We start from the raw sequence: 24,380 nt of genomic DNA, 5'->3' as shown, positions 1-24,380 counted from the left end.
TTTATTTGTGGAATAATAACCCGTTTGCAAACATTAAGTTTTTTTTATGATTTGTGCAAAAGTTGAGACTTAAACTCGCCTAAGATGACACTTGTTGCAACGGCAACGTTTAGACTTTCTGTAGAACCATTTGTCCCAAAAAACGGAATGCTTAGTTTATTTGTCGTCAACGCCTCGATTTCTTTTGAGATACCATTTGCTTCGTTCCCCATTACCAAGATACCTTCTTGTGGAAGTGTCTGCTCGTATATAGATTCTCCTTCCATAAAAGTTCCGAAAATGTTTCCTTTATATTGGGATAAATATTTTTCTAAATCAATATAATGCACCTTCACTCGTGTAAAAGATCCCATTGTCGACATCACAACTTTTGGGTTGTACATATCAACTGATTCTTTGGAACAAAGAATATCCTCTACACCAAACCAATCAGCCAAACGGATAATTGTGCCTAAATTTCCTGGATCTCGAATATCATCCAACGCAATCGACAAACCTTTTAATTGGATATTTTCATCATAATTTGGTAATTCACAAAGTGCAAGGCCAACATTAGGAGTTGTTAAGAAACTGATCTTTTTCAACTCTTTTTCTTCTATAAATGTCTTTTTGATGTGTGTTGCTTCGGGCCAAAAGTCTTCAATTATAAATAATTCTTTAATATTTATAGAACTTTTTATAACTTCCCCAATATTTTTAACACCTTCTACGACAAACAAATTATATTTTTGTCTATATTTTTTAGAACCGAGAGATGTTATTATCTTAATAACGTTATTTGATAACATATTTATGCAAAAAAAAATTACAACAAATATAGCACTTATCTCTTGTTTGGGATTACTTTTTTATAGCTGTAGTACAACTAAAAAAGTTCCTGAAGGAGAATATTTGTTTGTAAAAAACAAATTTGAATACGATAAAGAGGATCCTGATATAAAGAAGAAAAAGGCGATAATCAACAAAGATTTAAGTGATTATGTAAAACAAAAGCCTGCCGGAAAGTTCTTAGGATTTTTTCCTCTTTGGCAATGGGTGTACAATTGGTCGCCTGCAAAGTTTGATGAGACATTTCAGGAATATTATCGTGTAGACGCCCCTTTCCGTAACCAAAAGTTATTGGATAGTTTGTTAACAAAGAATAATCTGAACCAATATGTTGGACAAAGTTTGTGGAAAGAACGTCTTTATTTTAGCCAAGGTGAAGCACCAATTTTATTAGACGAAGAACAGTCAGAATTTTCGGCAAAGAACTTAAATCGATTATTTCATGACAAAGGTTATTTCGATTCGAAAGTAGCTGTTTCTTATGACAAAGATTCGGTTTCGAAAAAAGCAGAAACCATTTATGATATTAAATTAGGTGAACCATCTTATATCGAAACGTTTACTCAAAAAATTTCTGACGTTAAAATTGAAGAATACTTAAATTCTCCTTTGGGAAAACAAACTGTGTTACATGCTGGAGATCAATACAACTTTGATAAATTTGAAGAAGAACGTGATCGTATTGTTGATTTATTAAAAAACAGAGGTTACTATGATTTTAATGACACGGGAGAAGATTTATACTTTGAAGCGGATACATTAAAAAGCAATAAGCGCCTTGATGTTACAATGTTTATTGATAAACTTAGTCAAGATTCGTTGAAAATTGATAGTATTACTCCTTTTACGCAATATCGTTTTGGGAAGGTCAATATCTATGCCGATTCGCGCAATATAGTTGATGACGAAAGTTCATTAATCAAAAAGGAATACAAAGATTACAACGTTTTTTATACAAAAGAACCAGAATATCGTCCTCGATATTTTACAGATGCATTTGTAATTCGACCAAATCAATTGTATCGTCAACGACAAGAAATTCAAACAAAAAGAAATATTTTCAAAAAAGAAAATATCAATTTACATGGATTTAGAATAACCAAACAAGATTCGATTTTGAATGTTGATGTTTTTTTTACGCCTAAAAAGAAATACGATTTGAATTTATTTGTCGAAAGTTACGCTTCTCGTTATATGAATTTTGCAATTTCTCCCGGGATGACCTTAACTTCGAGGAATTTATTTGGTGGAGGAGAAAATTTAGAAACAACGTTAAAAGGAACATTGGGTTCGGTTAACAAAGATTTCTCGATGAATAAAGCTTTCTTGAATGCTTACGAAGTTGGAATTGAAACCAAATTGAAGTTTCCTTATTTGTTAACACCTATTAATCTTGATAATATTTTACCTAAACGTTTCTCTGCTGAATCGGCAATCAGAATGAATGCAAGTACGCAGAAAAATGTAGGTTTAGATAAAACGACTTATGGCTTTGGTTTTGATATGGATATTTCGAGTTCAGAATTTCAACACAAAGTCTCTATTTTCAACACTGAATTTATCAATAATCGTAAAAAAGATCGCTATTACGAAGTTTTTACTAGAGATAATACAACAAAAGAAGAAGTAAAAAAACTCTATTACGAATACAATCCAGATGCACCAATTTATGTAACAGATGATGAATTAACAGACGCTATTGAGGCAGACAAAGGATTTCAGAACTCGTTAACAGGAGAAGATGCAAGATTATATGTTGATTTTGAAAACATGTTATACAGAAAAGCAAACATTTCTCAAAATATATTGATTAATTCATTTATATATCAATTTACATACAATCAAGAAAATGCCTTTCGTCCAAAAAGTAATCCGTGGTTTATACAAGCTAGAATTGAGTTAGCTGGAAATATTTTACGAGGTTTGGACAAAGCCTTTGGTTTTAATAAAGCTGAACCTGATCGAGATGGAAATCAAGCAGGATTAATTTTTGGCATTCCTTATTCTCAATTCGTAAAATTGGACATTGATGTTCGTCGAAAATTTAAAATGAATTCTAATTCAAGCATAGCTGGTCGATTTTTATTTGGTATTATTCAACCTTACGGAAATTCAGACACAGCGCCATTTGTAAGAAGTTATTCGGCAGGAGGTGCAAATGATGTGCGTGGTTGGGCTCCATTGACATTAGGTCCTGGAAGTAAACCTCGTATCAATTCAAAAAATCAGAGTTTAGAATTTGAGAGTATGAAATTGTTATTCAATGCTGAATATCGTTTCCATCTTTTCGGAAGTTTAGAAGGTGCATATTTTATTGATGCTGGTAATATTTGGGGCGTTAATAAAGATCGACAAGAAACATTATTCAAGTTCAAAGATTTTTATAAAGAATTAGGAATTGGGTCTGGTGTAGGTTTCCGTTACCACATTGGTACGTTTGCAATTGTAAGATTTGATTTAGGTTACAAAATTTATGATCCTTCATACGAAATAGGTGAACGTTGGCAATTTGATAATTTTAATATCTTGAAACCAAGATTACACTTCGGAATTAATTATCCTTTCTAAAAAAACATCTATATTTGTTTCACAAAATACTAACATAATGAGCAGAAAATTTCCAGCCGGGGTTGCAACCGGTTCATTAGTTCAAGACATCATTAATGATGCAAAAGCTAATCAGTACGCTTTACCTGCGTGTAATGTCATTGGTTCAGATACAGTTAATGCTGCAATGGAAGCTGCAGTAGAAGTCAACTCTCCTCTTATTATTCAATTTTCTAACGGAGGTGCTGCTTTTAATGCTGGAAAAGGATTAAAAGGTGAAAATCAACTTTCTGCTATTAAAGGAGCTATTGCAGGTGCAAAACATATTCATACATTAGCTGAGGCATATGGAGCTACAGTAATTTTACATACTGACCATTGTGCAAAAAAATTATTACCTTGGATTGATGGTATTATGGATGCTAACGAAGAACATTTCAATAAATTCGGAAAGACTTTATTTAGTTCTCATATGTTAGACTTATCTGAAGAGCCATTAGAAGAAAACGTAGAAACGTGTAAAAGATACTTAGATCGAATGTCTAAAGTCGGAATGACGTTGGAAATGGAATTAGGTATCACAGGAGGTGAAGAAGATGGCGTTGACAATTCCAATGTTGATAACTCTTTGTTATATACTCAACCAGAAGAAGTAGCTTATGTTTACGAGAATTTAAAATCAGTTTCTAATAATTTCTGGATTGCAGCTGCATTTGGTAATGTACACGGAGTTTACAAACCTGGTAATGTTGTTTTAACACCAAAAATTTTAGATAACTCTCAGAAATACATCAACGAAAAATATAATGTAGAAAACGCTGTAAATTTTGTTTTCCATGGAGGTTCTGGTTCTACTTTAGAAGAAATCAGAGAAGCAATTAGCTATGGAGTGATTAAAATGAATATTGATACAGATTTACAATATGCATTTATGGAAGGTGTTCGCAAATATTTTGACGAAAATGCAGCGTATTTACAAGGACAAATTGGTAACCCAGATGGTGCTGAATCTCCAAATAAAAAATACTACGACCCACGTGTATGGTTAAGAGCAGGAGAAATTTCTTTCAAAGAAAGATTAATCCAAGCTTGCCACGATTTAAATAATGTTAATACTTTAGGATAATCTTCAAAAGAGATTTTTCTATTCAAATAAAAACAGAGAATATGCCTTGGTTTATAAGAAGCAAGAAAAATATTACAACGCCTACAGAGTCAAAAAAAGACGTTAAGAAAGGCTTATGGTACAAAACACCATCAGGAAAAATTATCGAAACTGAAGAATTAAAAGCGAACGCGTATGTAAGTCCAGAGGATGATCATCACGTACAAATTGGTTCTCAAGAATACTTTGACATCTTATTTGACGAAGGAAAATTCACAGAATTAGACACAAAAGTAGAAAGTAAAGACCCTTTGAATTGGACAGATACAAAGCCTTATAAAGATCGTTTAAAAGAAATTAAAAAGAAAACGGGAATGACAGATTCTATTCGCAATGCGACTGGAAAAATTCATGGCCGTGACATTACTATTTCTTGTATGGATTTCAAATTCATTGGAGGTTCTTTAGGTTCTGTAATGGGAGAAAAAATCGCACGTGCAATTGATTATTCAATCAAACACAAAACACCGTATGTAATCATTACACAATCAGGTGGAGCGCGTATGATGGAAGCTGCAATTTCGTTAATGCAATTAGCAAAAGTAGAAGCTAAATTAATTCAATTAGCAGACCACAATATTCCTTACATTACAGTGTTAACGAATCCATCTTTCGGAGGTATTACAGCTTCTTTCGGATCTATTGGTGACGTGATTATGGCTGAGCCAGGCGCATTAATTGGATTCGCTGGACCACGTGTTATCAAAGAAACAATTGGTAGAGATTTACCAGAAGGATTCCAAACTTCTGAATTTTTATTAGAAAAAGGCTTCGTTGATATGATCGTTCACCGTAAAAAGATGAAAGATAAAATAAAAGAAGTAGCTGATATGTTAATGCCTATCAACTAATTAATAGAAGTGCAACTATATTTTTGAAATTTTATTCAAATTTCATTTGGATTATTAGAAATTGATTTTATATATTTGCACTCCAATCGCGAGAATAGCTCAGCTGGTAGAGCGCAACCTTGCCAAGGTTGAGGTCGCGGGTTCGAGCCCCGTTTCCCGCTCTTTGAAATATTAAATTCAAAAATCAAATTTTGCCTTGGTGGTGGAATTGGTAGACACGCAGGACTTAAAATCCTGTGTCCATTAGGACGTGCGGGTTCAAGTCCCGCCTGAGGTACTTTTTAATTTGATTTTTACAATTTACACGCGGGAATAGCTCAATTGGTAGAGCGTCAGCCTTCCAAGCTGAATGTTGCGAGTTCGAGTCTCGTTTCCCGCTCAACTTCTTTCTTAGAAGTGGATGCCTTGGTGGTGGAATTGGTAGACACGCAGGACTTAAAATCCTGTGTCCATTAGGACGTGCGGGTTCAAGTCCCGCCTGAGGTACAACAAAGCTCAAGAATTTATTTTCTTGGGCTTTTTTTATGCTTCAAATAATTATATCTTTATCGCTTTAACAAAGTACGTTTTTAACACATGATTCAACAATCATTTTTAAGAAAGGCCCTATTTACTCTTACCTTTTTACCTTTATTTTCTTATAGCCAAGAAACAAAAAGTTCAGATGATTTATTTCTAGAAGCTCGACACAAAGCTTTCGAAGAAAAAGATTATACAGCTGCAAAGAAATTAGCTTTACAAGCTTTAGCACAATCTCCAGAATATACTGATATAGCTGTTTTCTTGGGAAGAATTTACACATGGAATGATGAAACGGATGAAGCTCGAAAAGTTTTTCAGAATATAGAAAAAACCATGGATCCTTCAACTGATTTTTATTTGGCCTACACTTCGCTTGAATATTGGAATGAGAATTATACAGAAGCTATATCTATCATTGATCGTGGTTTAATTAAATACCCTAAGCATGAAGAACTATTATTGTTAAAAGCTAAGATTCAGAATTCAGGGGATCTTTATAGTGATGCATCAGAAACAATCAAAGAATTAATTGCGATTAATCCTAAAAATACGGAAGCACGCGAATTGGCTAATCGCATCGAAATTAATAATACGAAAAATGCAATTGGTGTAAATTACAATTATTCACATTTCGATAAACAATTTGCTGATGATTGGCATCAAGTTTCAGTCAGTTACAAACGTCAAACTGCTTTGGGCTCATTGATTTTTAAAGTGAATTACGCCAACAAATTTAAAGATAATGGTGTACAATACGAAGTAGAAGCTTATCCGAGACTCTCTAAGACATTTTACATGTATATTGGTGGTGGATATTCAGATAGTGATGGTATTTTCCCAAAATACCGTACAGGGGCATCATTATATGCAAATTTACCAAAGAGTTTTGAAGCTGAATTAGGATATCGTCAACTTCATTTTTCTGATGATGTTTGGATGTTTACAGGATCTATCGGAAAATACTACAAAAATTATTGGTTTAACTTAAGAGCATTTGTTACTCCAAGCGATCATAACATCTCTCATTCGTATACCTTTACAACGCGTTATTATACGGGTGATGCTAATAATTATTTAAGTTTAGCGATAGGGACAGGTATTTCTCCAGAAGATTTTAACAATAATCTTTTAGAAAATACTACTTACAAATTGAAATCCTTTAAAATTGGAGCTAATTATAATTTTTCGATCAAAGATTTGAATTTAATTACAATCGGTGCAAATTATTATAACCAGGAATATCGTCCAAATCAAAAAGGAAATCAATTTGATGTAAGCGTTTCGTACAGCCGAAAATTCTAATTGATATAACGGTTAAATATAGAATCAGGAACCATTTTTTGAATATTTTTCAACGAATGGTTTTTTGTTTTAAACGACTTCATACGATTCTTTAACTCATCTTCCATTTTTGAATTTTGTTCAAGATCTTCTGTTAAATTCTTTTCGATTCGATATAACTTCCCTCCTGACAAATGATAATTTTCGAAAACATAATCATCCAAAATATTCTTGTTTTGCATTAGCGGAACACCTTGTTTTCTGAAATTTGACTTACCATTTTCCAGATTTTGTCCCATCCATGTTACATGGTGCGGTAAGTTCATTCTATATGAATCTCTAAAATAAGTCGCAAATGTTGGGGCAATATCAAAATGCGTGACAATATTCGACATCTTTTTTGGTGATTTCAATAACGGTGAATACACTATAATTGGCACATGAAAACGATCTATTTTCGTTTCCATCGGCACTTCTGGCATTCTATGATCTCCTGTTATCACAAAAATAGTTTGATTAAAATCTGAACGTTTTTGATATGTTTCAAAAAAATTTTTTAACGCATCGTCTACACTTAAAAAAGTAACCAATTGCTGCTTATATTTTTTGATTGTAGCTAAAGTTGTCGCATCATAATTTCTTGTTTCAACCAACTTATCAAACTGTTTATTGTATTTCTCAACATTGTTTATCAAGAATGGACTATGCGTCGCTAAAGTCATTAAAACATTAAAATAAGGTTGACCATCTTCTTTCTGTATTGTTAAATATTTTTTAAAAACCGAATGATCATCATATCCCCAAGAAAAGCCATTATTCGAAGGGATTTTCGCATAATCGTTTCCGTAATCATCTTCATCTATAATCGTTTCCACTTGCGAATAATACAAATACTTAGACATAAAGTCAAAATCTGCATCACCACCATAAAAATACCCCGTTTTATAACCATTACTTTTCAATAAATTATACAAGTTGAAATGTTGAGGTAAGTTATTTTGCTCCATAAAACCATTTTCAGCAAATGGCAAAGAACCTGTTAACGCTGGTAGAACACCATATGTTCTTCCCGTCGTACTCAATCCATTTTCCCAATACAAACTCTTTTTAGATAGTTGATCAATATAAGGTGTAAACGATCCTAAATACGCTCCGTCGTTGCTATATGCTCTCCCCAAACCTTCAATTACAATAAAAACAACATTTGGCTTTTCAGTTGATAAATTGAATTGTTTTGCAAAAAAGTTTTGGTTATCATCTTGGTATAAAAATGGATAATTTTCTTTGTCTGGATAATTTCGGTTATCTTGATTCTTTGCAGTTGAATTTGCATTCAAGAAATCAATTTTGGTTATTTTATCTTCAGCAAATTGTTCTAAAGAATTAGAGAAAAAATAAGACGATTTACTTAAAACTAAATTAGACGAAAACTCATCATTCTCTGCATCCTTTACAAACAGATTAATCGGAATAATAATCGCGAAAAGACTTAGTACAATCAGCGGAAATTGGAGATATTTCTGCTTGATTTTTAATTTATAACTGTACGTAAAAATCAACGTCAATAAACTAATTACAACCAGAGATAGAATAATATTGGTAACATTCATAACACCAGAAGCTCCAATAATCAGCTTTAACTCATCGAATGTGTATAAAAATAAATCGGAACCTAATAAGTTGAGCGTCGTTTCAAAATATTTTATCAATCCTATATTTGCAACAATTAAAAATGAATAAGCAAAAATAACCCATTTCTTCGCCCAACCGATAGAATAAAATTGCAATAAGAAGTAAATTAAACTAACGATAAAAATACTGTCTAAAGCAAAATCAATATTGTGAACAAATAAATCAAGAAATAATGTTTGATGAGCATGTGGGGTTAAATTTTGTTTATAAAAAGAAATTTCAACAATTGTAGATACCCCAAAAAGTAAAAGATAAATCAATGAAATAAAAGTCGTTTGTTGAACTAAATTCACAAATCCTAATTTCATTTTTTGCAAAACAGACAACTCTTTTGCTTGATTTCCTCCAAAACCTTGTCGCGTCATTTCTCCCCATGAATTATTTTTCAAAAAGAAATCCTTTACTCCTTTTACGGCAGCTAAAACTACAAAAGGATGAAAAGTAAATGGCTCTATAAACGCGGTTAAAAACAATTTTGGAATATCTCCTTTCTTGTTGTAAACGTTATACGTCATCAAATCAATCAAAATGGCATAAATCGAATATAAAATTCCGTAAAGCAATACAAAAATCATTAAAGGAAAGAAAATATGCCAATTGATCAACCCTAAAAACATTAGAATAAAGAAAATAATCCATCCAAGATACTCGATAATTGGACCTAAAAACTCAAAGAAAAACCAATAAGGATAGCTCATCATCCCTAACTTTCCATATTTCGGATTGAAAAATAAAATACGATGTTTCCACAATGTTTCTATCGTTCCACGCATCCAACGATTGCGCTGTTTATTTAAAATTTCTTTACTTTCAGGAACTTCGGTCCAACAAAGCGGATCCGGAATATTAACAACTTTATAAGGTAACTTGTTTTCGTGCATATAACGACGCATGCGCACCACCAATTCCATGTCCTCTCCTACAGTATCGTGATCGTAACCTCCACATTGCAATACAATTTCGCGATCAAAAGCACCAAAAGCACCTGATATCAACATCAATCCATTGGCACGCGACCATGCCATTCTTCCCAAAACAAACGCTCTGATATATTCTAACGCTTGAGCTCTACCCAAACGAGTTTTTGGCAAATTAACATCTACAATTTTACCGTCGATAATCGTACAATTATTGGCCAATCTTATCACGCCACCACAAGCAATTACTTTAGCTTTTGCTTCGTCCATAAAAGGTTTAGCAAGCTTTAGGATGGCATCTTGTTCTAAGATACAATCAACGTCAATACAAACTATGTAATCATTTGTCGCGATGTTAATTCCAACATTTAACGCATCCGATTTTCCACCATTTACTTTGTCAACAATTACCAATTTTTTAAAAACAGGATTGCTACTTTTATAAATCGCATTTATAGGTTTTGTTTTGATATTTCCCTCAACGAAATAATCTATTTTAATCAAATCATACGCCTCAATTAATCGTTGCAACGAATCATCTTTGGATCCATCATTTACAATAATAATTTCGAGCTGATTATAATACAACGACAACAACGAGCGTACATTTTCTACAATTGTAGCCCCTTCATTATAAGCTGGAGCAATAAGACTAAACGTTGGTGCATTTGAAGAAGTTGCAATCAGGGAATAATCTGTAAAACTATTTTTTCGGATATATGATTTAATTGCTCCTTTTGCGTAAAGTCCAATCCATCCATACACAATAATTAAAAGGATAGAATAAAAAAGAAATCCATAAATAAAAAAATCGAAAGCGGTTTCAAGCCAATTCATGATTAGTGTTCTTGAATAATTTGATTAATAATTTGTCTTAATTCGGGAGAATTTGATTGAGTTGAAAGTTGTAATACCTCATTTTTATCACAACAATGGATTAATGCTTTCACACTTGCTTTTTTTACTGAAAATGATTCATTTTCTATCGCCTGAGTTTTCAAGAATAAACTATTTTCTGGATTTGAAATTAGTTCTAAAGCTTTCAAAATTTGCAATTGAAATTTCTCTTCATATCTTTCGAAATGATGAATGAATAAAGTTGAAGTGGTTTCACTTTCGATTCTAACCAAAGTTTTAATTGTTTCTTTCAAGGTTTTTTCATCAGAATCGTGCAAATTTTCCGCAACCAAATCGTGCATTTGTAACAATTGAAACTTACGAATCAATTTCATCGCAAAAACTTTTACACTCTGATTCGTTGATTTCAACCAATTCGAAATTGACTGCTCAACCTCATCATTATTTGGTAAAGTGTTAATTGCTTCCAATAATTTTAATTGATGCCAATCTGTTAATTGTTCTTGTAAATCATCCAAAAAATATAAACCTTCAAAACCAGAGAATTTCACCAAACCATATTGAGCTTCTGTACGAACCAACTCATTTCTATGATGTAGCAAAGTTTTAATTTTAGGCAAAGTTTCGATGCAATTCATGGCTGTCACTTCTTGTATAGCTTCGGCTATTTCGTGTCCTTTTTTACTGTTTAATTTTTGTAAGGATATTTTCTTGAGTTGATATTGTCCAAATAAATTACGAATATTCTCTTTAGAATTTCCCGAAAAGTTATGTTCTGCTTTTAGGAGTTTTTTAATGAAATAATGTTTGAATAAACTTGATTTTAAATAATCATTAAAATCTGTATTCTGTTGATTATTTTCTTCTAAAATCGTTTCATAAATCTCTTGATCAATAATCGCATTCCACTTATTTTTCTTTGTAATGATTTTATATTCAATAATACTTTTCAACAATGTATATATGATAATCAAAAAAAGTAAAATAAGTAGAATATAAATTCCTACGATTAACTCGGTATATGTTATGATTTGTAGGATAATCATTGTATTATTTTAAGATTTTTTTTACGCGTACTGATAATTCAACAGGACTAAATGGTTTTACCATAAAATCATTTGCACCAAGATCAAAAGCTTCCACAACCACATCTTCTTGTCCTAAAGACGACAAAATAATAATAGGTGTTTCAGCATTTTTACTCTTTCTAACAGCACTAATAATCTCCAAACCAGAAGCAAAAGGCATCATAATATCAGTAATAATCAGATCAATATTTTCTGTTTCTATCTTGTTGATTGCTTCTTTTCCATTTCGTGTTAAAACAACTGTATAGCCTTCTTTTTTAAGTTTATGCTCAATTGTTTTTAAAATCAATTCGTCGTCTTCGGCAATTAAAATCTGCATTCTATTGGTTTTTAAATATTTTTTAAATAATTAATAACTAATTCAATTTCGTTTTCTATTCGCATTATAAGTTGGTTTTCTTCTATGTAATTTATAGAAGTTGCTTTTTCGATTTGTTCAGTTAAATCAGCCAAAATAAGAAGTCCAGCCGTTTTCGAAGTTCCTTTTACTTTGTGCCCTAATTGATTGATTTGTTCTAAATTTTTAGTATTACTATGTGTTTTAAACGCTATTTTGTCTTTTTCTAATTCATTGATAATAATTTCGATAAACGTTTTTCTGAACGATTCATCATCTTTTGTATAATTATCAATCATTGATACATCAATATGATTTCCAAAATCTTCGTTTTCATTTTGCGTTTCTTGAGAAAAATTCAACCATTTTTTCATCATATCTACTATATCATTTTCTCGAATTGGCTTCGCTAAGAAGTCAGTCAAACCAACCTCAAGACATCTTTCTTTTTCGCCTTTCACATTTCCCGCTGTAACGGCAATAATCGGGACATCTTGATAATTATTGATCAATCGAATAAATTTCGTTGCATCAATACCATTCATTTCTGGCATTTGAATATCCATTAGAATTAAATCAACTTGATTTTCTTGACAAACAGCTACTGCTTCAACTCCATTTATAGCCGTGTACAACACACTATTTGGTGCTATATTTTTTATGATTTGCTGATTCAGTGCCATATTCACCATATTATCATCAGCAATAAGAATATGAAATTGTTTTGAAAAATCTTGTGTATTTTCGTTTGGTTCTTCAATTTCTATTGTTTGATTTTCTTTCGAATCGATGACACTTTTTCGTAATGTTTCGAATAATTCTTCTGATTTTATCGGTTTTAATAAACGAGAATTTATCCCTAATTCTTTAGCTTTCTGAATCAAAAATTCATCTTCAGATGAGCTATGCAATAACACTAAAGGTATTTTTGTTTGTTTCGACTCAACGTATTCTTTTATTTTCTGAATTGTTTCTAAACCATTTAAAACAGGCATGTGATAATCCATTAAAATAACATCATACACTTCACCATTCAACACTTTTTGCAACGCCTCCATTCCGTTATTTGCAAGGTCAGAAGTGATTTTTTTAAACTCTAACATATGCTTCAAAATAACCTGATTACTTTGGTTATCATCCACAATCAGAACATGTTTTATCTCGTCTAAATGGTCAAATTGTTGATTAAAATTATACTCGTAATCCACTTCCAAATCAAAGTAAAATGTAGAGCCTTTGTCGACTTCACTTTCCAATTCTAAATGACTTCCGAAATAATTTAACAATTTATTCGAAATGGTTAAACCTAATCCTGTTCCTCCAAAACGTTTACTTACAGTACTATCTTCTTGTGTAAAAGCATCAAAAATTTTGGATTGTTTTTCTGGTTTAATCCCAATTCCCGTATCGCGAACAGAGAATCTAAGTTTCGCTTTCTTCCCTTCTACAATTGGTTCGACTTGGTTAATTTTAAGTTCTATTTCTCCTTTTTCGGTGAATTTCACGGCATTCCCAAGTAGATTAATCAAAACTTGTTTTAGACGCGCTTCATCAATCCAAATAAATTGAGGTAAACTATTATCGATATTTAATAACAGTTCTATTTTCTTATTTTCGGCTTGATAAAGAATAACATTAATGACTTGATTTCCTAATTCGAATAAATTATTTTTTTCAATCGAAACATCCATTCGCCCCGATTCAATTTTAGAGAAATCTAAAATATCATTAATAATTGACAACAATGAATTAGCAGAATCATTAATATAATTCAAATATTGTTTCTGTGATTGATTAAGAGGCGTTTTCAACAATAAATCAGAGAAACCAATCACTCCATTTAATGGTGTTCGGATTTCATGGCTCATATTTGCTAAAAATTCCGATTTTGCTCTATTTGCGATATCTGCATTTTTCTTCGCTTTTTTAAGCTCTTTATTCTTTTTGACAGATTCGGTGATATTTTGAGAAAACATAATTAAGCCGCCAATTTGTTTTTTATTGATGTACCATGGATGAATTTCCCAAGCATAATGCTGTTCCGAATCGTATTTCGGAGTACTGAAAATAGTATCTGGATTAGAGTGTGATTCTCCTTTTAAACACGCTTCATAGATTAATTTTCTTTCTTCAGGAACATCATAAATATCGTAATGCGACTTTCCAATTACATTTTTCTTTTTAACAACAAACTCTTCACTCCATTTGTTACTTAAAGTCAAATAATTCATTTTTTTATCAAACATTGCAACTGAAGCAGGTACATGATTAATAAACGTTTCGAATATCGCTTTTTGTCTGGCTAATTCTAATGTGTATATTTTCTTATCATTAATATCTTGAAATATCCCAAAAAGACTAACGCATACTCCGTCTACAAACTCTGGAATTCCTTTGCATCTCACCCAGACAGTTTTATTCTTTTGCGTGATAATTTGTAATTCCAAATCATACGAAATTCCTTTCTCTATAGCATCCTTAAACGCTTTCTTAATTTTAGGATAACTTTTCTTAGGTTCATAAAAATTAAGTGCAGTTTCTACATTTGGTTCATAATCTGGCTCAACTTCGTGTATTTTTTTTGTTGTATCAGCCCAAATTAATCTATTGTGAATTAAATCAAATTTCCAACCACCAACATTTGCTACTTCATAGGTATGGTCTAATAATTGACGAACGCGATTCAAATCTCTTTCCAAGATTATTCGCTGCGTCATATCAACCGCAGTACTCATCACAATCGGATTTCCATCATTATCTTTATCCAAAATATTACTGTACAACCAATAAGTCAACATACCATCCTTTTTAATCAAAGGCATCAACCCAGAATTTTGCTTTTGCTTAGCAATTGTATCTATATACGTTTCATACTCTTGGTGATTTGCTTTTGGAATTAATTTTTTAAGATCCAAATCTTTCGATTCTTCCTCAGTATAACCTATCGATTCTAAACCTTTTTTATTAATGGATAAAATATTACCATCCAAATCGTGAATCGTCATTAAACCAAGCGAAGAATTGAAAAAATTTCTAAACTTACGTTCACTGTTTTCAAGTTCCTCCTTTTTAGAGTTTTCAAGTGTAATATCTCGTCCAAATAAGAAAATCTCGTTATCATACGAAGTGTTTGATTTAGTATACCACTCAACCAATTTTTCTTCCTTCGTTTCTATTGAATACATCAAACATTTGAAATGATTCGAACCTGAATTAGTTTTCAAATCAGCCAAAAACATTTGAACTTTTTTCTTATCCTTTTCCGAAACAAAGTCTAAGAAATTTTTCGAACGAATTGATTGGTCATTTTTAACTTCTAAAACTTTTTTAAAGGCTGGGTTAATTGATTTCAATACACCATTAATATCAGCAACTCCGATTAAATTATTCGAAATTTTATAGATATTTTGAAAGTAAGCAGCGTCTTTTTTTCGTTTTTTACTGACCAATAATTTTGTAATATTTTTCCCTAATTGAATCAATAAACTTCGTTGTTTATCACTTAATTTTCTTGGATGATGATCGTTAACACAAAGCGTTCCCAATGCATTGCCGTTATCATCTATTAAAGGTACACCTGCATAAAACTGGATGTTTGCTGCTTTTACGCCTGCTATTTTATGTGCTGGTTCAAATCTATTTACATCATCAATGACTAAAATTTCATCTTCCATCAAAGAAAATTGACAAATTGTTTGCTGACGCGGAACTGCATCCACTTCTATTCCACAATTCGCTTTGATGATTTGATAATTTTCGTCAAAAACAGAAACTAAAGCAATAGGTGTATTGCAAATTAAACTTGCGGCATTTGCAAAAACGTCTAATTCTTCGTCTTTGTCATGTGCTTGCAAATTATAATCGTAAACGGCTTGCAATCTTTGCTTTTCGTTTGCTGGGATAGGATAATTCTCCATTAAAATTGATCTGTTTTTAATAGGAAAGTAGAGGAGGCTAAATATATTACATAATTATAAATTTTTGTAATCAATTAATTTTAAAAAAGTTTAATTTTTTCAAATCATAATTATTTTCTTACATTAGTTGCACAAAAGGGAATCGAGTGCAAATCTCGAGCTGTCGCGCAACTGTAAGTAGTGAACACTATAAGCCAGACCACTTTTTAGATAATGCTTTCGCGATTGAAGCTCAATCAAAACTACAATAATCTCGGTTTTTGTTGAATTGATTGCACTTGATTTCGAAAGCATTTTTATTAAAACTTAGTTTATAAAAACATGCTAAAAGAAGAAATTCAACACCTTATTGACCTTAAAACAAAACCTCTTGGAGCTTTAGGTTTATTAGAAAAAATCGCTTTGAAGATTGGTTTAGTTCAACAAAAAAATCATTTAGAATTAGTTAATCCACATCTAATTGTTTTCGCAAGCGATCATGGTATTGCACAATCTGGCATAAGTGCTTATCCTGCGGAGGTTACACCGCAAATGGTTATTAATTTCCTAAATAATGGGGCTGCTATTAATGTTTTTTGTAATCAAAATGAAATCGATTTAACAATTGTTGATGCAGGAGTCAATTATGATTTCGCGGATTATTCGGTTTTGAAAAATTGTAAAGTAGCCAAATCAACCAAAAATTTCTTGTACGAACCTGCAATGAATGCAGAAAAATTGCAACAATGCTTTGATCATTCGAAGAAAATTGTTGATGAAATCGCTCAAAACGGAACGAATATTATTGGTTTTGGGGAAATGGGAATTGGAAACACTTCATCTGCATCAATGATTATTCACTATTTAACTCAACTTCCACTTGAACAATGTGTTGGCCGAGGTACAGGCTTGAATGATGAACAATTACAAAATAAGATTAATATTCTGACTCAAGCAAAGGAAAATCAAGGTGAAATAAATGATCCGAAACAAATTTTAGCAACTTTCGGAGGTTTTGAAGTCGCGCAAATGACAGGTGCAATGCTCGCTGCTTATGAACATAATATGCTGTTGATGATAGATGGTTATATTGCTTCAGCTGCAATTTTAGTCGCATCAAAATTGAAACCTGAAATTTTGAAAAACGCTATTTTTTGTCATCAAAGTGATGAAATTGGACATCGTTATCTATTAAATTATTTCAACGAAGAACCTATCTTGAAAATCAATTTACGCGTAGGAGAAGGAACAGGTTGTGCTTTGGCTTATCCAATTATTAAAAGTGCAGTAAATTTCTTTAATGATATGGCAAGTTTTGAATCTGCTGGTGTCAGTAATAAAGAAACTGAAGTGGAATGCTAAAAAAAGAAATTACTTATTTCCTAACGGCATTGATGTTTTTTACTCGAATTCCAATTCCATTCAAGATTCCTTACAGCAACGAAATTATGAATCAATCGCAAAAATATTATGCTGCGGTTGGCTTATTGGTTGGTTGTTTTAATGCGATTATTTATAGTGTTTGTCAATTTATTTTACCTGTTGATATTGCAATTATTATCACCATGATTACAAGTATTTTGTTGACTGGTGCTTTTCACGAAGATGGTTTTACTGATGTCTGCGATAGTTTTGGAGGAGGTTATGGTAAAGAAAAAATTATGACAATTATGAAAGATAGCCGAATTGGAGCTTATGGAGTTATCGGTGCAATCTTGTTATTGTTATTAAAATTCACCTCTCTGAAACACATTGCAGAAGATAATTTTTGGTTGATTATTTTCACTTTAATTGCTGCACATTCGGTAAGTCGTTTTTTTTCTGGAATGATGATTTACACCCACGAATATGTCACCGATATTGACAAAAGCAAATCAAAACCAATGGCGAGTAAAGCTTTACCGATTAAAAACTTGCTCATAAGTTTTCTATTTTGTTTACTTCCTTTTATAGTTTTTGGCGAATGGAAATTCTTGTTGATTTTACCACTTTGTTATATAGGTAAAGTCTATTTGGGTTGGTATTTTAAGAAATATATAGGCGGTTATACAGGCGATTGTTTGGGAACTGTACAACAAGTTACCGAAGTTTTATTTTATTTAGGAATACTGATTATATGCAAATTTTTGTAATACGACATACAAAAGTCAAAATCCCTTCATCGGTTTGTTACGGACAAACAGATGTCGATTTGACAGACACGTTTTTAGACGAAGTAAAAGAAATACATGCTAAAATCGATCTCGATTTTGAAACTATTTTTTCGAGTCCATTGAATCGTTGTCAACAATTAGCCTACACTTTTTCTACAGAAATTATTTTAGATAATCGATTGAAAGAATTCAATTTTGGAGACTGGGAAATGAAACCTTGGAACGAAATTCCTTCGGAAGAAATCAATCCATGGTACGATGATTTTGTAACGATACCAACTCCAAATGGCGAATCGATGCACGAAATGTTTTTACGCATCTCTGATTTTATGAACGACTTAAGAAATACCAAACTTCAAAAAATATTAATTGTTGCTCATGGCGGAGTAATTCGATTAATATGGTGTTATTTGTTGCAAATACCAATTAAAAATGCATTCAAAATCCCTGTAAATTACGGTGAAATTTTTCAGTTTAATTTAGGTGAAACAAATGAGGAAGATTTTATAATGAGAAAAATGTAGACTAATTCAACATCCAATCAACTAAACTTTCCTTCTCTACTATATTCCAAGAATGCGGATGTTTCTGACCATTTGCTCTAAAGCCTCTATTCTCCGTTTCAATAAACTCTACACTCTTCGCTCCAATTGCTTTCAAATGCGAAGCCATTTTTTTTAATTTAAAAGCATTCAAATCTTCATAAGTTCTATTTCTATTCGAACTTTGCCACTCTATATCTGGCTCACAATATAATCTTATCTTAATATTTTTTAAAAATTGAATATTCTTATTAGAATTTTTAGACATTAAATAGGGTGAATAATACTCGTAGTTCTGAATCGAATCTTCTGGAGCACCTAATTCTTTATTAAAAAGCTCGATTAAAAATTTGCCTTCTTCTACCGCAGCTTTACTTACATTCTCTTCAATATCTTTTTTTGCACTTTTATATAATTCTTCTAAATCAATTGGAGAATCGACTACAAAAACACCTTTAGGCTGGATACTATTTTGTTCTTTCATCAGTTCATTTCCTATCAACATTGCTACATTCCCTCCACTCGAAAATCCTCCTATATAAAGGTTAACTTTATTTAATTGATGTTGATTTAATATATCAATCAGTCGAGTTATTATATTTTTTTTCTCCTGATCGGATAAATATAATTTTTGGTTAAAATTAAATAACAAAGTCGTAATTCCTTGCTGATCTATATGTTCTATAAATTTCGCTTCTTGTTTTGTATGTTCTATATCACAAGGAAAACAAGGAAATAAAATCAACAAAGCTTTTTGGTTTGATACAATTTTCAACTCGTAATCTAACTCTTTACTCACTTTTGTTTCTATCACAGATTGTTTACAACTAAATGCTACGTAAGCAAACAGGAATACGAAAAGCAACTTCATAATTTTAAATTGTTTCATTATTCGCTACAAACTCATTAACAATTGTTCTCAAACTTTTATTCAAATCAAGGTCTACAATATCTTTTATAGACATCAAACTCTCAATTTTCCATGCATCATTTGTTAAAGAATAGGTTTCTAATTTAGAAATTAAACGATGATGAAAAACCTCCTCTCCTATTTCATATTCAAGTTTACCTATAAATTCTTCTAAAGTTGTAGAAGGTTCTGGCCAATCATTTTCGGCATCAAAAAGTTTTACAGCTACAATAAAATCATTTTTTGATTTGAAATTATTTCGCTCTATTAAGTTAAATAAATCTTCAAATGTCATTCAAATTATATTTTAAACTAATTTCTAAAAAAAAAATCAACAAGTCAAATGTTTCAAAATTAATTTATTAGAAAAAAGTTATAAAATTTATTCTAAAAACACTTGCAAAAGTGGTTTTATTGACCTTATATTTGCACTCACAACGCGGGAATAGCTCAATTGGTAGAGCGTCAGCCTTCCAAGCTGAATGTTGCGAGTTCGAGTCTCGTTTCCCGCTCTTTGAAATATTAGATTCAAAAAATCAAATTTTGCCTTGGTGGTGGAATTGGTAGACACGCAGGACTTAAAATCCTGTGTCCATTAGGACGTGCGGGTTCAAGTCCCGCCTGAGGTACTTTTTTAATTTGATTTTTATAATGTATGCGGGAATAGCTCAATTGGTAGAGCGTCAGCCTTCCAAGCTGAATGTTGCGAGTTCGAGTCTCGTTTCCCGCTCAACAAAAGCCAAAGATTATTTATAGTCTTTGGCTTTTTTATTTTAAACTTTTTATTTGCACATAAAAAAAACCTCATCAAATAAAGGTTTGATAAGGTTTTAATTATTTTTCAATACGTATCGAACTAAATTTCTTGTTCAGCTAACATTTGTTTGTATTTTTTTCCTTCGATAAATTTTTTCTCTGCCCAAATTGTTCCTCCTGGAATAATTGCTGCAACAAAAAAGATCCAGAAAATTTTCATCGACCAATTGTATTTTTCCTTTAATATGTACAACAATATAATATAAGCAATAAAAAGTCCTCCGTGTACTCTTCCTGCGTGCGTTACCCAAGTCGGGTCATCCCAAATATATTTCATTGGCATGGCTATAAAGAATAAAATAATTGCAGAAAGTGCTTCTAAGTACCCCGTTATTTTAAATAATTTCAACATTCATCTTAAATTTGAGCCAAAAATAAACTGATTTTTTTAGATTTTAGCTATTACTTATCAATAAAACAAATACTTAACTTTTAATTTATACGTTATTACAAACAATATGCGATATTTTGTTCACATTATTTTTCTTTTATTCACATCTATTCTTGTGTTTGCACAAGAAAAAAAATTACAATTTTATCGATACAATGATGAAACAAAATCGTATACAAAAGATTTTGAAAGTAAAAACCTCGATTCTTCTTTAGACTCACTTCAAAAAAATGGTTACTATACTTTAACGATTGATTCCATCAAAAATGAGAAAATCTATTTGAACAAAGGGAAAAACTACCAAACAATTTGGGTGAAAAACAATGATTTATTTGAGAATAAAAATGATTATTTTCCAACCAATAATTTAGATTCTATTCTGAATAAATTGGCCAAGACAAACATTAATGAAGGTTATCCCTTTGCACAAATAAAACTTGTTCCAAATGGTTTTCAACAAAGTGAGCAACGAATAGAATTGCTGTTAAACAAAGGGAAGCAACGAACAATTGATGGTGTAAAATTAATTGAATATGAAAAATTATCAAAAGGTTATTTGCGTCATGGACTTAACATCAAAAATGGAGAAATTTACAGTGAACAGAAATTAGCATCTATCTCTACTTTAATGCAGCAAACCAATTATATTGCAGAAGTACAACAGCCACAAACCTTATTCAAACCAGATTCTACGATCTTATATTTGTATCCGAAAAAGATTAGTTCCAATTATTTTGATGGTGTTTTAGGTTTTGGAACAGATGATAATGGTGATTTCAAATTAAACGGAAACGTACAACTTTCGTTGAATAACGTGTTTAATAGTTTAGAAGAAATTCGATTAAATTGGATTGGAACTGCAAACAAGAACACATCCCTGAATATCAGTGTAAAAGTACCTTATCTATTCAAATCTCCTATTGGTTCTGAAACTAATTTCAAACTTTTCAAACAAGATTCTGTTTTTGTAAATATTGATTTTTCGGAACGCTTATTTTATCAACTCAACCTCAATTCAACTATTGGTGTAAGCGGAATGGTGCAATCTTCAAACTTTTTATTAGAAGATGATTCGTATCTAAAATCGAGCTATGATGATTATTCGAAAACAGGAATTGGTTTGAGTTACAATTATTTTTTAAAGCACCCTTTTCGTTTGATGGAAGGAAAATCGATGTTAGATGTTGAGGTTAATTCTATCCGAAAAAAAGAAAAAAACTTTTCGTGGACAGAAGAAATTGATAATAAAACGGTAAACCAAATTGAAATAGGGCTAAAGACCTTTCGCTTATTCGAATTAACTGACAAACACTACATCAAAACTGGCGCAGAATTTAGAGGTTTACTCACGAAAGAAGATGATTTTTCTGAAAACGAATTGTATAGAATTGGTGGTTTTGGCAGTTTTAGAGGCTTCAATGAAGAAAGTATTACCGCCAATCTGTATGGTTTTCTGAATGTCGATTATCGTTTTGTTCCAAGTGAAGCTTTCTACATTGGTTTATTTGCTGACTATGGTTTTATTGATAACAAACGTGCAAATCTAAATACCTCTTTGTTAAGTTTCGGAACTGGAATTTCATTTTTAACGAAAATGGGTATTTTCAATTTGAGTTACGCCGTAGGAAAAACAGACGAAACCTCTTTCGATTTCAAAGAATCTAAAATCCATTTTGGAATTTTAAGCCAGTTTTAGTTATTTATAATATTCATCAACAAAATTTAATTACAAACAAGGTTGTTTTACCTTTCCCGAGGACTCAGTTTATTACAAACAAGGTTGTTTTAGCTTAACAAATGTATTGTGTGAATGGATACTAAGAAGTTTTATTAAAAAAACTTTAAATTTTTATAGGTTTATTGTTAACATTTTCGTAAAATTAGCTACTTATAAAAAACTCACACAAAATAATTTTTAAAATGCGTAAAATTTTTTATCCAATTTTCGCTTCAGCAGTAATGCTTGCAAGTGCTCAATTGGTATCTGCACAAGACAACTTAGTTAATGCCTTAAACAAAAATGTTAGTGAAAATAGTAAAGAAGCTTTTCAATTTACAGATGTTATCAATTTAGCTAAAACGCCAGTAGAAAATCAAGGATCTTCAGGAACTTGTTGGTCATATTCAGGAAATTCGTTCTTCGAATCAGAAATGATCAGAATGGGAAAACAACCTATTCAATTGTCTTCTATTTTCAATGCAAGAAATACATACGTTGAAAAAGGAAAACAATATGTACGCATGCATGGCGCAACAACTTTGGGAGATGGAGGATCTTTCTTTGATGTTTTAAACACGATCAAAAAATATGGAGCTGTTCCTACAGAAGTTTACACAGGCTTAAATTATGGAACTAAAATTAACCAATTTGGTGAAATGGCTGCCATACAAGAAGGAGTATTAAAAGCTGTTGTTTCTAATCCAAATGGAAAACTAACTCCTAATTGGGAAAAAGCATACACAGCTGTTTTAGATAGTTATTTAGGAACATATCCGTCTGAATTTACGTACAACGGGAAAAAATATACACCGCGTATATTTGCAGATCAAGTGGTAGGAATTAATCCAAACGATTATGTTGCGATTACATCGTTCAAAGAGCATTCGTATTACAAACCATTTGTATTGGCGATTCCTGATAACTGGGCATACGAAGCTTTTTACAATGTTCCGATGACAGAAATGACGGATAATATTGATTATGCTTTAAAAAATGGATTTACTGTAGCTTGGGCGACGGATGTTTCTGAGAAAGGATTTAGCTGGAAAAATGGAATTGCTTATGTTCCTGAAATTGATTTTGCTGATATGACAGCTACGCAAAAATCAGAAATGTTCAAAGGTCCTAAAGCAGAAAAAGTAATTACAGAAGACATGCGTCAAGCGGCTTTCAATGATTACCAAACGACTGATGACCATGGAATGCACATTGTTGGAATTGCAAAAGATCAAAACGGAAAAGACTATTACATCGTTAAAAATTCTTGGGGATTAACAAACGACTACGAAGGATATCTTTATGTAACAAAAGCTTATGTTCAGTATAAAACAACAAATATTTTAGTTCACAAAAACGGTGTTCAAAAACAAACATTGAAAAAATTAGGAATTTAATTACTAATCTCATCATAAGTAAGAAAAGCTTCTATTGGAGCTTTTCTTATTTTACATTAAATGTAAGTTGTTTTGTATTGGACGGAGCATCTTTCTCCCAGCCTCTTTTATTATCAAACTGTATCGTACACTCTCCTTTACTACCAGCTATCACTGTATATACATTTTTACTTGGTACGCCTACCATTCCTTCTTGCTGTTTTTTTACATTCGACTTATCAACAATTTTTACACTACAACCATCAGGTTCTGTAGTAAACCAATCGTATCCAGTAGAAGGATTAGAAGTCACTTCTAATTTTATTTGATCTCCTACATTTAAATTGATTGTTTTGGTATTTTCGACTGTATCCAAATTGATTGTTTTCTCATTATTTATATTCGCTGCACAAGCCATTAACAAGGTTGAACTTCCTAATAAGAGTAAAGTTTTTTTAATCATAATTTATCGTTTTGATTATTTTTTTTTTAT

At 31.6% G+C, this 24,380-nt stretch carries 18 protein-coding genes, 7 tRNA genes and 1 riboswitch; of the genes, 16 read left to right on the top strand and 9 right to left on the bottom strand.

What is annotated here, in order from left to right:
- Nucleotides 1-44: 44 nt before the first annotated feature.
- Nucleotides 45-788: a TrmH family RNA methyltransferase gene (locus HX088_RS06865; RefSeq protein ID WP_286483751.1), complete on the bottom strand. Its 744-nt coding sequence runs from the start codon at nucleotides 786-788 to the stop codon at nucleotides 45-47.
- 4 nt (nucleotides 789-792) lie between these two features.
- Between HX088_RS06865 and tamL the strand changes: the two genes are divergently transcribed.
- The 8 genes from tamL (at nucleotide 793) to HX088_RS06825 (ending at nucleotide 7,215) form a co-directional block, all read left to right on the top strand.
- Nucleotides 793-3,396 carry a translocation and assembly module lipoprotein TamL gene (gene tamL, locus HX088_RS06860; RefSeq protein WP_188319134.1) on the top strand — a complete coding sequence of 868 codons (2,604 nt, stop codon included), beginning with the start codon at nucleotides 793-795 and terminating at the stop codon, nucleotides 3,394-3,396.
- 37 nt (nucleotides 3,397-3,433) lie between these two features.
- A complete protein-coding gene (fbaA, locus tag HX088_RS06855; protein ID WP_171623212.1) occupies nucleotides 3,434-4,501 on the top strand; it encodes a class II fructose-bisphosphate aldolase in 1,068 nt (355 codons plus the stop codon).
- Between the two features lie 41 nt (nucleotides 4,502-4,542).
- Nucleotides 4,543-5,391: an acetyl-CoA carboxylase, carboxyltransferase subunit beta gene (accD, locus tag HX088_RS06850; protein ID WP_171623211.1), complete on the top strand. Its 849-nt coding sequence runs from the start codon at nucleotides 4,543-4,545 to the stop codon at nucleotides 5,389-5,391.
- An 88-nt stretch (nucleotides 5,392-5,479) separates the two neighbouring features.
- Nucleotides 5,480-5,552, top strand: a tRNA-Gly gene (locus HX088_RS06845).
- A 32-nt stretch (nucleotides 5,553-5,584) separates the two neighbouring features.
- Nucleotides 5,585-5,668: transfer RNA gene (locus HX088_RS06840), tRNA-Leu, on the top strand.
- 29 nt (nucleotides 5,669-5,697) lie between these two features.
- Nucleotides 5,698-5,770: transfer RNA gene (locus tag HX088_RS06835), tRNA-Gly, on the top strand.
- Nucleotides 5,771-5,793: 23 nt separating this feature from the next.
- Nucleotides 5,794-5,877, top strand: a tRNA-Leu gene (locus HX088_RS06830).
- Between the two features lie 90 nt (nucleotides 5,878-5,967).
- A complete protein-coding gene (locus HX088_RS06825) occupies nucleotides 5,968-7,215 on the top strand; it encodes a YaiO family outer membrane beta-barrel protein (RefSeq protein ID WP_260542147.1) in 1,248 nt (415 codons plus the stop codon).
- Here the strand turns inward: HX088_RS06825 and HX088_RS13925 are convergent.
- Genes HX088_RS13925 through HX088_RS06800 form a run of 4 tightly spaced genes read right to left on the bottom strand, consistent with a single transcriptional unit; the run spans nucleotide 7,212 to nucleotide 16,003 of the window.
- Nucleotides 7,212-10,640: a sulfatase-like hydrolase/transferase gene (locus tag HX088_RS13925; protein WP_353619295.1), complete on the bottom strand. Its 3,429-nt coding sequence runs from the start codon at nucleotides 10,638-10,640 to the stop codon at nucleotides 7,212-7,214. The genes HX088_RS06825 and HX088_RS13925 overlap by 4 nt on opposite strands.
- 2 nt (nucleotides 10,641-10,642) lie before the next feature.
- A complete protein-coding gene (locus HX088_RS06810; RefSeq protein WP_286483749.1) occupies nucleotides 10,643-11,707 on the bottom strand; it encodes a hypothetical protein in 1,065 nt (354 codons plus the stop codon).
- 4 nt (nucleotides 11,708-11,711) lie between these two features.
- Entirely contained in the window at nucleotides 11,712-12,068 is a 357-nt protein-coding gene (locus HX088_RS06805) for a response regulator transcription factor (protein WP_171621975.1), read from the bottom strand.
- A gap of 11 nt (nucleotides 12,069-12,079) precedes the next feature.
- On the bottom strand, nucleotides 12,080-16,003 hold the full coding sequence (locus tag HX088_RS06800; RefSeq protein WP_286483748.1) for a response regulator: 3,924 nt from the start codon (nucleotides 16,001-16,003) through the stop codon (nucleotides 12,080-12,082).
- 103 nt (nucleotides 16,004-16,106) lie between these two features.
- A riboswitch (cobalamin riboswitch) is annotated at nucleotides 16,107-16,226 on the top strand.
- A gap of 98 nt (nucleotides 16,227-16,324) precedes the next feature.
- On the opposite strand from HX088_RS06800, the gene cobT reads away from it, so the two are divergent.
- From cobT to cobC, 3 genes are read left to right on the top strand one after another with little or no spacing between them, the layout of a single operon-like run.
- Nucleotides 16,325-17,344 (top strand): nicotinate-nucleotide--dimethylbenzimidazole phosphoribosyltransferase, encoded by a 1,020-nt coding sequence (gene cobT / locus HX088_RS06795; protein ID WP_286483747.1) that lies wholly within the window; start codon nucleotides 16,325-16,327, stop codon nucleotides 17,342-17,344.
- Nucleotides 17,338-18,114, top strand: coding sequence for an adenosylcobinamide-GDP ribazoletransferase (locus HX088_RS06790; protein WP_171621972.1), 777 nt, complete (start codon nucleotides 17,338-17,340; stop codon nucleotides 18,112-18,114). Before cobT ends, HX088_RS06790 begins: the two co-directional genes overlap by 7 nt.
- Complete coding sequence (gene cobC / locus HX088_RS06785) at nucleotides 18,099-18,659, top strand: alpha-ribazole phosphatase (protein WP_286483745.1); 561 nt, start codon at nucleotides 18,099-18,101, stop codon at nucleotides 18,657-18,659. The genes HX088_RS06790 and cobC overlap by 16 nt, the downstream gene beginning before the upstream one ends.
- Nucleotide 18,660: 1 nt before the next feature.
- Here cobC and HX088_RS06780 read toward each other — a convergent pair whose 3' ends face one another.
- Both HX088_RS06780 and HX088_RS06775 read right to left on the bottom strand, forming a co-directional pair.
- Entirely contained in the window at nucleotides 18,661-19,548 is an 888-nt protein-coding gene (locus HX088_RS06780; RefSeq protein WP_286483744.1) for a thioesterase domain-containing protein, read from the bottom strand.
- A gap of 4 nt (nucleotides 19,549-19,552) precedes the next feature.
- Entirely contained in the window at nucleotides 19,553-19,882 is a 330-nt protein-coding gene (locus HX088_RS06775; RefSeq protein WP_286483743.1) for a hypothetical protein, read from the bottom strand.
- A gap of 144 nt (nucleotides 19,883-20,026) precedes the next feature.
- Here HX088_RS06775 and HX088_RS06770 point away from each other — a divergent pair.
- From HX088_RS06770 to HX088_RS06760, 3 genes are all read left to right on the top strand, one after another.
- A tRNA-Gly gene (locus HX088_RS06770) sits at nucleotides 20,027-20,099 on the top strand.
- A gap of 33 nt (nucleotides 20,100-20,132) precedes the next feature.
- A tRNA-Leu gene (locus HX088_RS06765) sits at nucleotides 20,133-20,216 on the top strand.
- Between the two features lie 28 nt (nucleotides 20,217-20,244).
- Nucleotides 20,245-20,317 (top strand) — tRNA-Gly (locus HX088_RS06760).
- 126 nt (nucleotides 20,318-20,443) lie between these two features.
- On the opposite strand, the gene HX088_RS06755 is transcribed toward HX088_RS06760, so the two are convergent.
- A complete protein-coding gene (locus HX088_RS06755; RefSeq protein ID WP_171621968.1) occupies nucleotides 20,444-20,755 on the bottom strand; it encodes a DUF3817 domain-containing protein in 312 nt (103 codons plus the stop codon).
- A gap of 154 nt (nucleotides 20,756-20,909) precedes the next feature.
- Between HX088_RS06755 and HX088_RS06750 the strand changes: the two genes are divergently transcribed.
- The gene (locus tag HX088_RS06750; protein WP_286483742.1) at nucleotides 20,910-22,490 is read left to right on the top strand and encodes a BamA/TamA family outer membrane protein; all 1,581 of its coding nucleotides are present in this window, start codon (nucleotides 20,910-20,912) and stop codon (nucleotides 22,488-22,490) included.
- Between the two features lie 224 nt (nucleotides 22,491-22,714).
- Entirely contained in the window at nucleotides 22,715-23,908 is a 1,194-nt protein-coding gene (locus HX088_RS06745) for a C1 family peptidase (protein WP_286483741.1), read from the top strand.
- A 46-nt stretch (nucleotides 23,909-23,954) separates the two neighbouring features.
- On the opposite strand, the gene HX088_RS06740 is transcribed toward HX088_RS06745, so the two are convergent.
- Nucleotides 23,955-24,350 carry a protease inhibitor I42 family protein gene (locus tag HX088_RS06740; RefSeq protein ID WP_286483740.1) on the bottom strand — a complete coding sequence of 132 codons (396 nt, stop codon included), beginning with the start codon at nucleotides 24,348-24,350 and terminating at the stop codon, nucleotides 23,955-23,957.
- Between the last annotated feature and the right edge of the window lie 30 nt (nucleotides 24,351-24,380).

This window comes from Empedobacter sp. 225-1 (genome assembly GCF_030328185.1).
GTDB lineage: Bacteria > Bacteroidota > Bacteroidia > Flavobacteriales > Weeksellaceae > Empedobacter > Empedobacter stercoris.
This window is presented reverse-complemented; position numbering and strand designations above follow the sequence as displayed.

Bases quoted from the DNA above. Each gene is read 5' to 3' on its own strand.
- fbaA (WP_171623212.1), top strand. From the start codon at position 3,434: ATGAGCAGAAAATTTCCAGCCGGGGTTGCAACCGGTTCATTAGTTCAA.
- cobC (WP_286483745.1), top strand. From the start codon at position 18,099: ATGCAAATTTTTGTAATACGACATACAAAAGTCAAAATCCCTTCATCG.
- HX088_RS06775 (WP_286483743.1), bottom strand. From the start codon at position 19,882: ATGACATTTGAAGATTTATTTAACTTAATAGAGCGAAATAATTTCAAA.
- HX088_RS06740 (WP_286483740.1), bottom strand. From the start codon at position 24,350: ATGATTAAAAAAACTTTACTCTTATTAGGAAGTTCAACCTTGTTAATG.
- HX088_RS06805 (WP_171621975.1), bottom strand. From the start codon at position 12,068: ATGCAGATTTTAATTGCCGAAGACGACGAATTGATTTTAAAAACAATT.
- HX088_RS13925 (WP_353619295.1), bottom strand. From the start codon at position 10,640: ATGAATTGGCTTGAAACCGCTTTCGATTTTTTTATTTATGGATTTCTT.
- HX088_RS06755 (WP_171621968.1), bottom strand. From the start codon at position 20,755: ATGTTGAAATTATTTAAAATAACGGGGTACTTAGAAGCACTTTCTGCA.
- HX088_RS06780 (WP_286483744.1), bottom strand. From the start codon at position 19,548: ATGAAGTTGCTTTTCGTATTCCTGTTTGCTTACGTAGCATTTAGTTGT.
- HX088_RS06810 (WP_286483749.1), bottom strand. From the start codon at position 11,707: ATGATTATCCTACAAATCATAACATATACCGAGTTAATCGTAGGAATT.
- cobT (WP_286483747.1), top strand. From the start codon at position 16,325: ATGCTAAAAGAAGAAATTCAACACCTTATTGACCTTAAAACAAAACCT.
- tamL (WP_188319134.1), top strand. From the start codon at position 793: ATGCAAAAAAAAATTACAACAAATATAGCACTTATCTCTTGTTTGGGA.
- HX088_RS06790 (WP_171621972.1), top strand. From the start codon at position 17,338: ATGCTAAAAAAAGAAATTACTTATTTCCTAACGGCATTGATGTTTTTT.
- HX088_RS06825 (WP_260542147.1), top strand. From the start codon at position 5,968: ATGATTCAACAATCATTTTTAAGAAAGGCCCTATTTACTCTTACCTTT.
- HX088_RS06745 (WP_286483741.1), top strand. From the start codon at position 22,715: ATGCGTAAAATTTTTTATCCAATTTTCGCTTCAGCAGTAATGCTTGCA.
- accD (WP_171623211.1), top strand. From the start codon at position 4,543: ATGCCTTGGTTTATAAGAAGCAAGAAAAATATTACAACGCCTACAGAG.
- HX088_RS06865 (WP_286483751.1), bottom strand. From the start codon at position 788: ATGTTATCAAATAACGTTATTAAGATAATAACATCTCTCGGTTCTAAA.
- HX088_RS06800 (WP_286483748.1), bottom strand. From the start codon at position 16,003: ATGGAGAATTATCCTATCCCAGCAAACGAAAAGCAAAGATTGCAAGCC.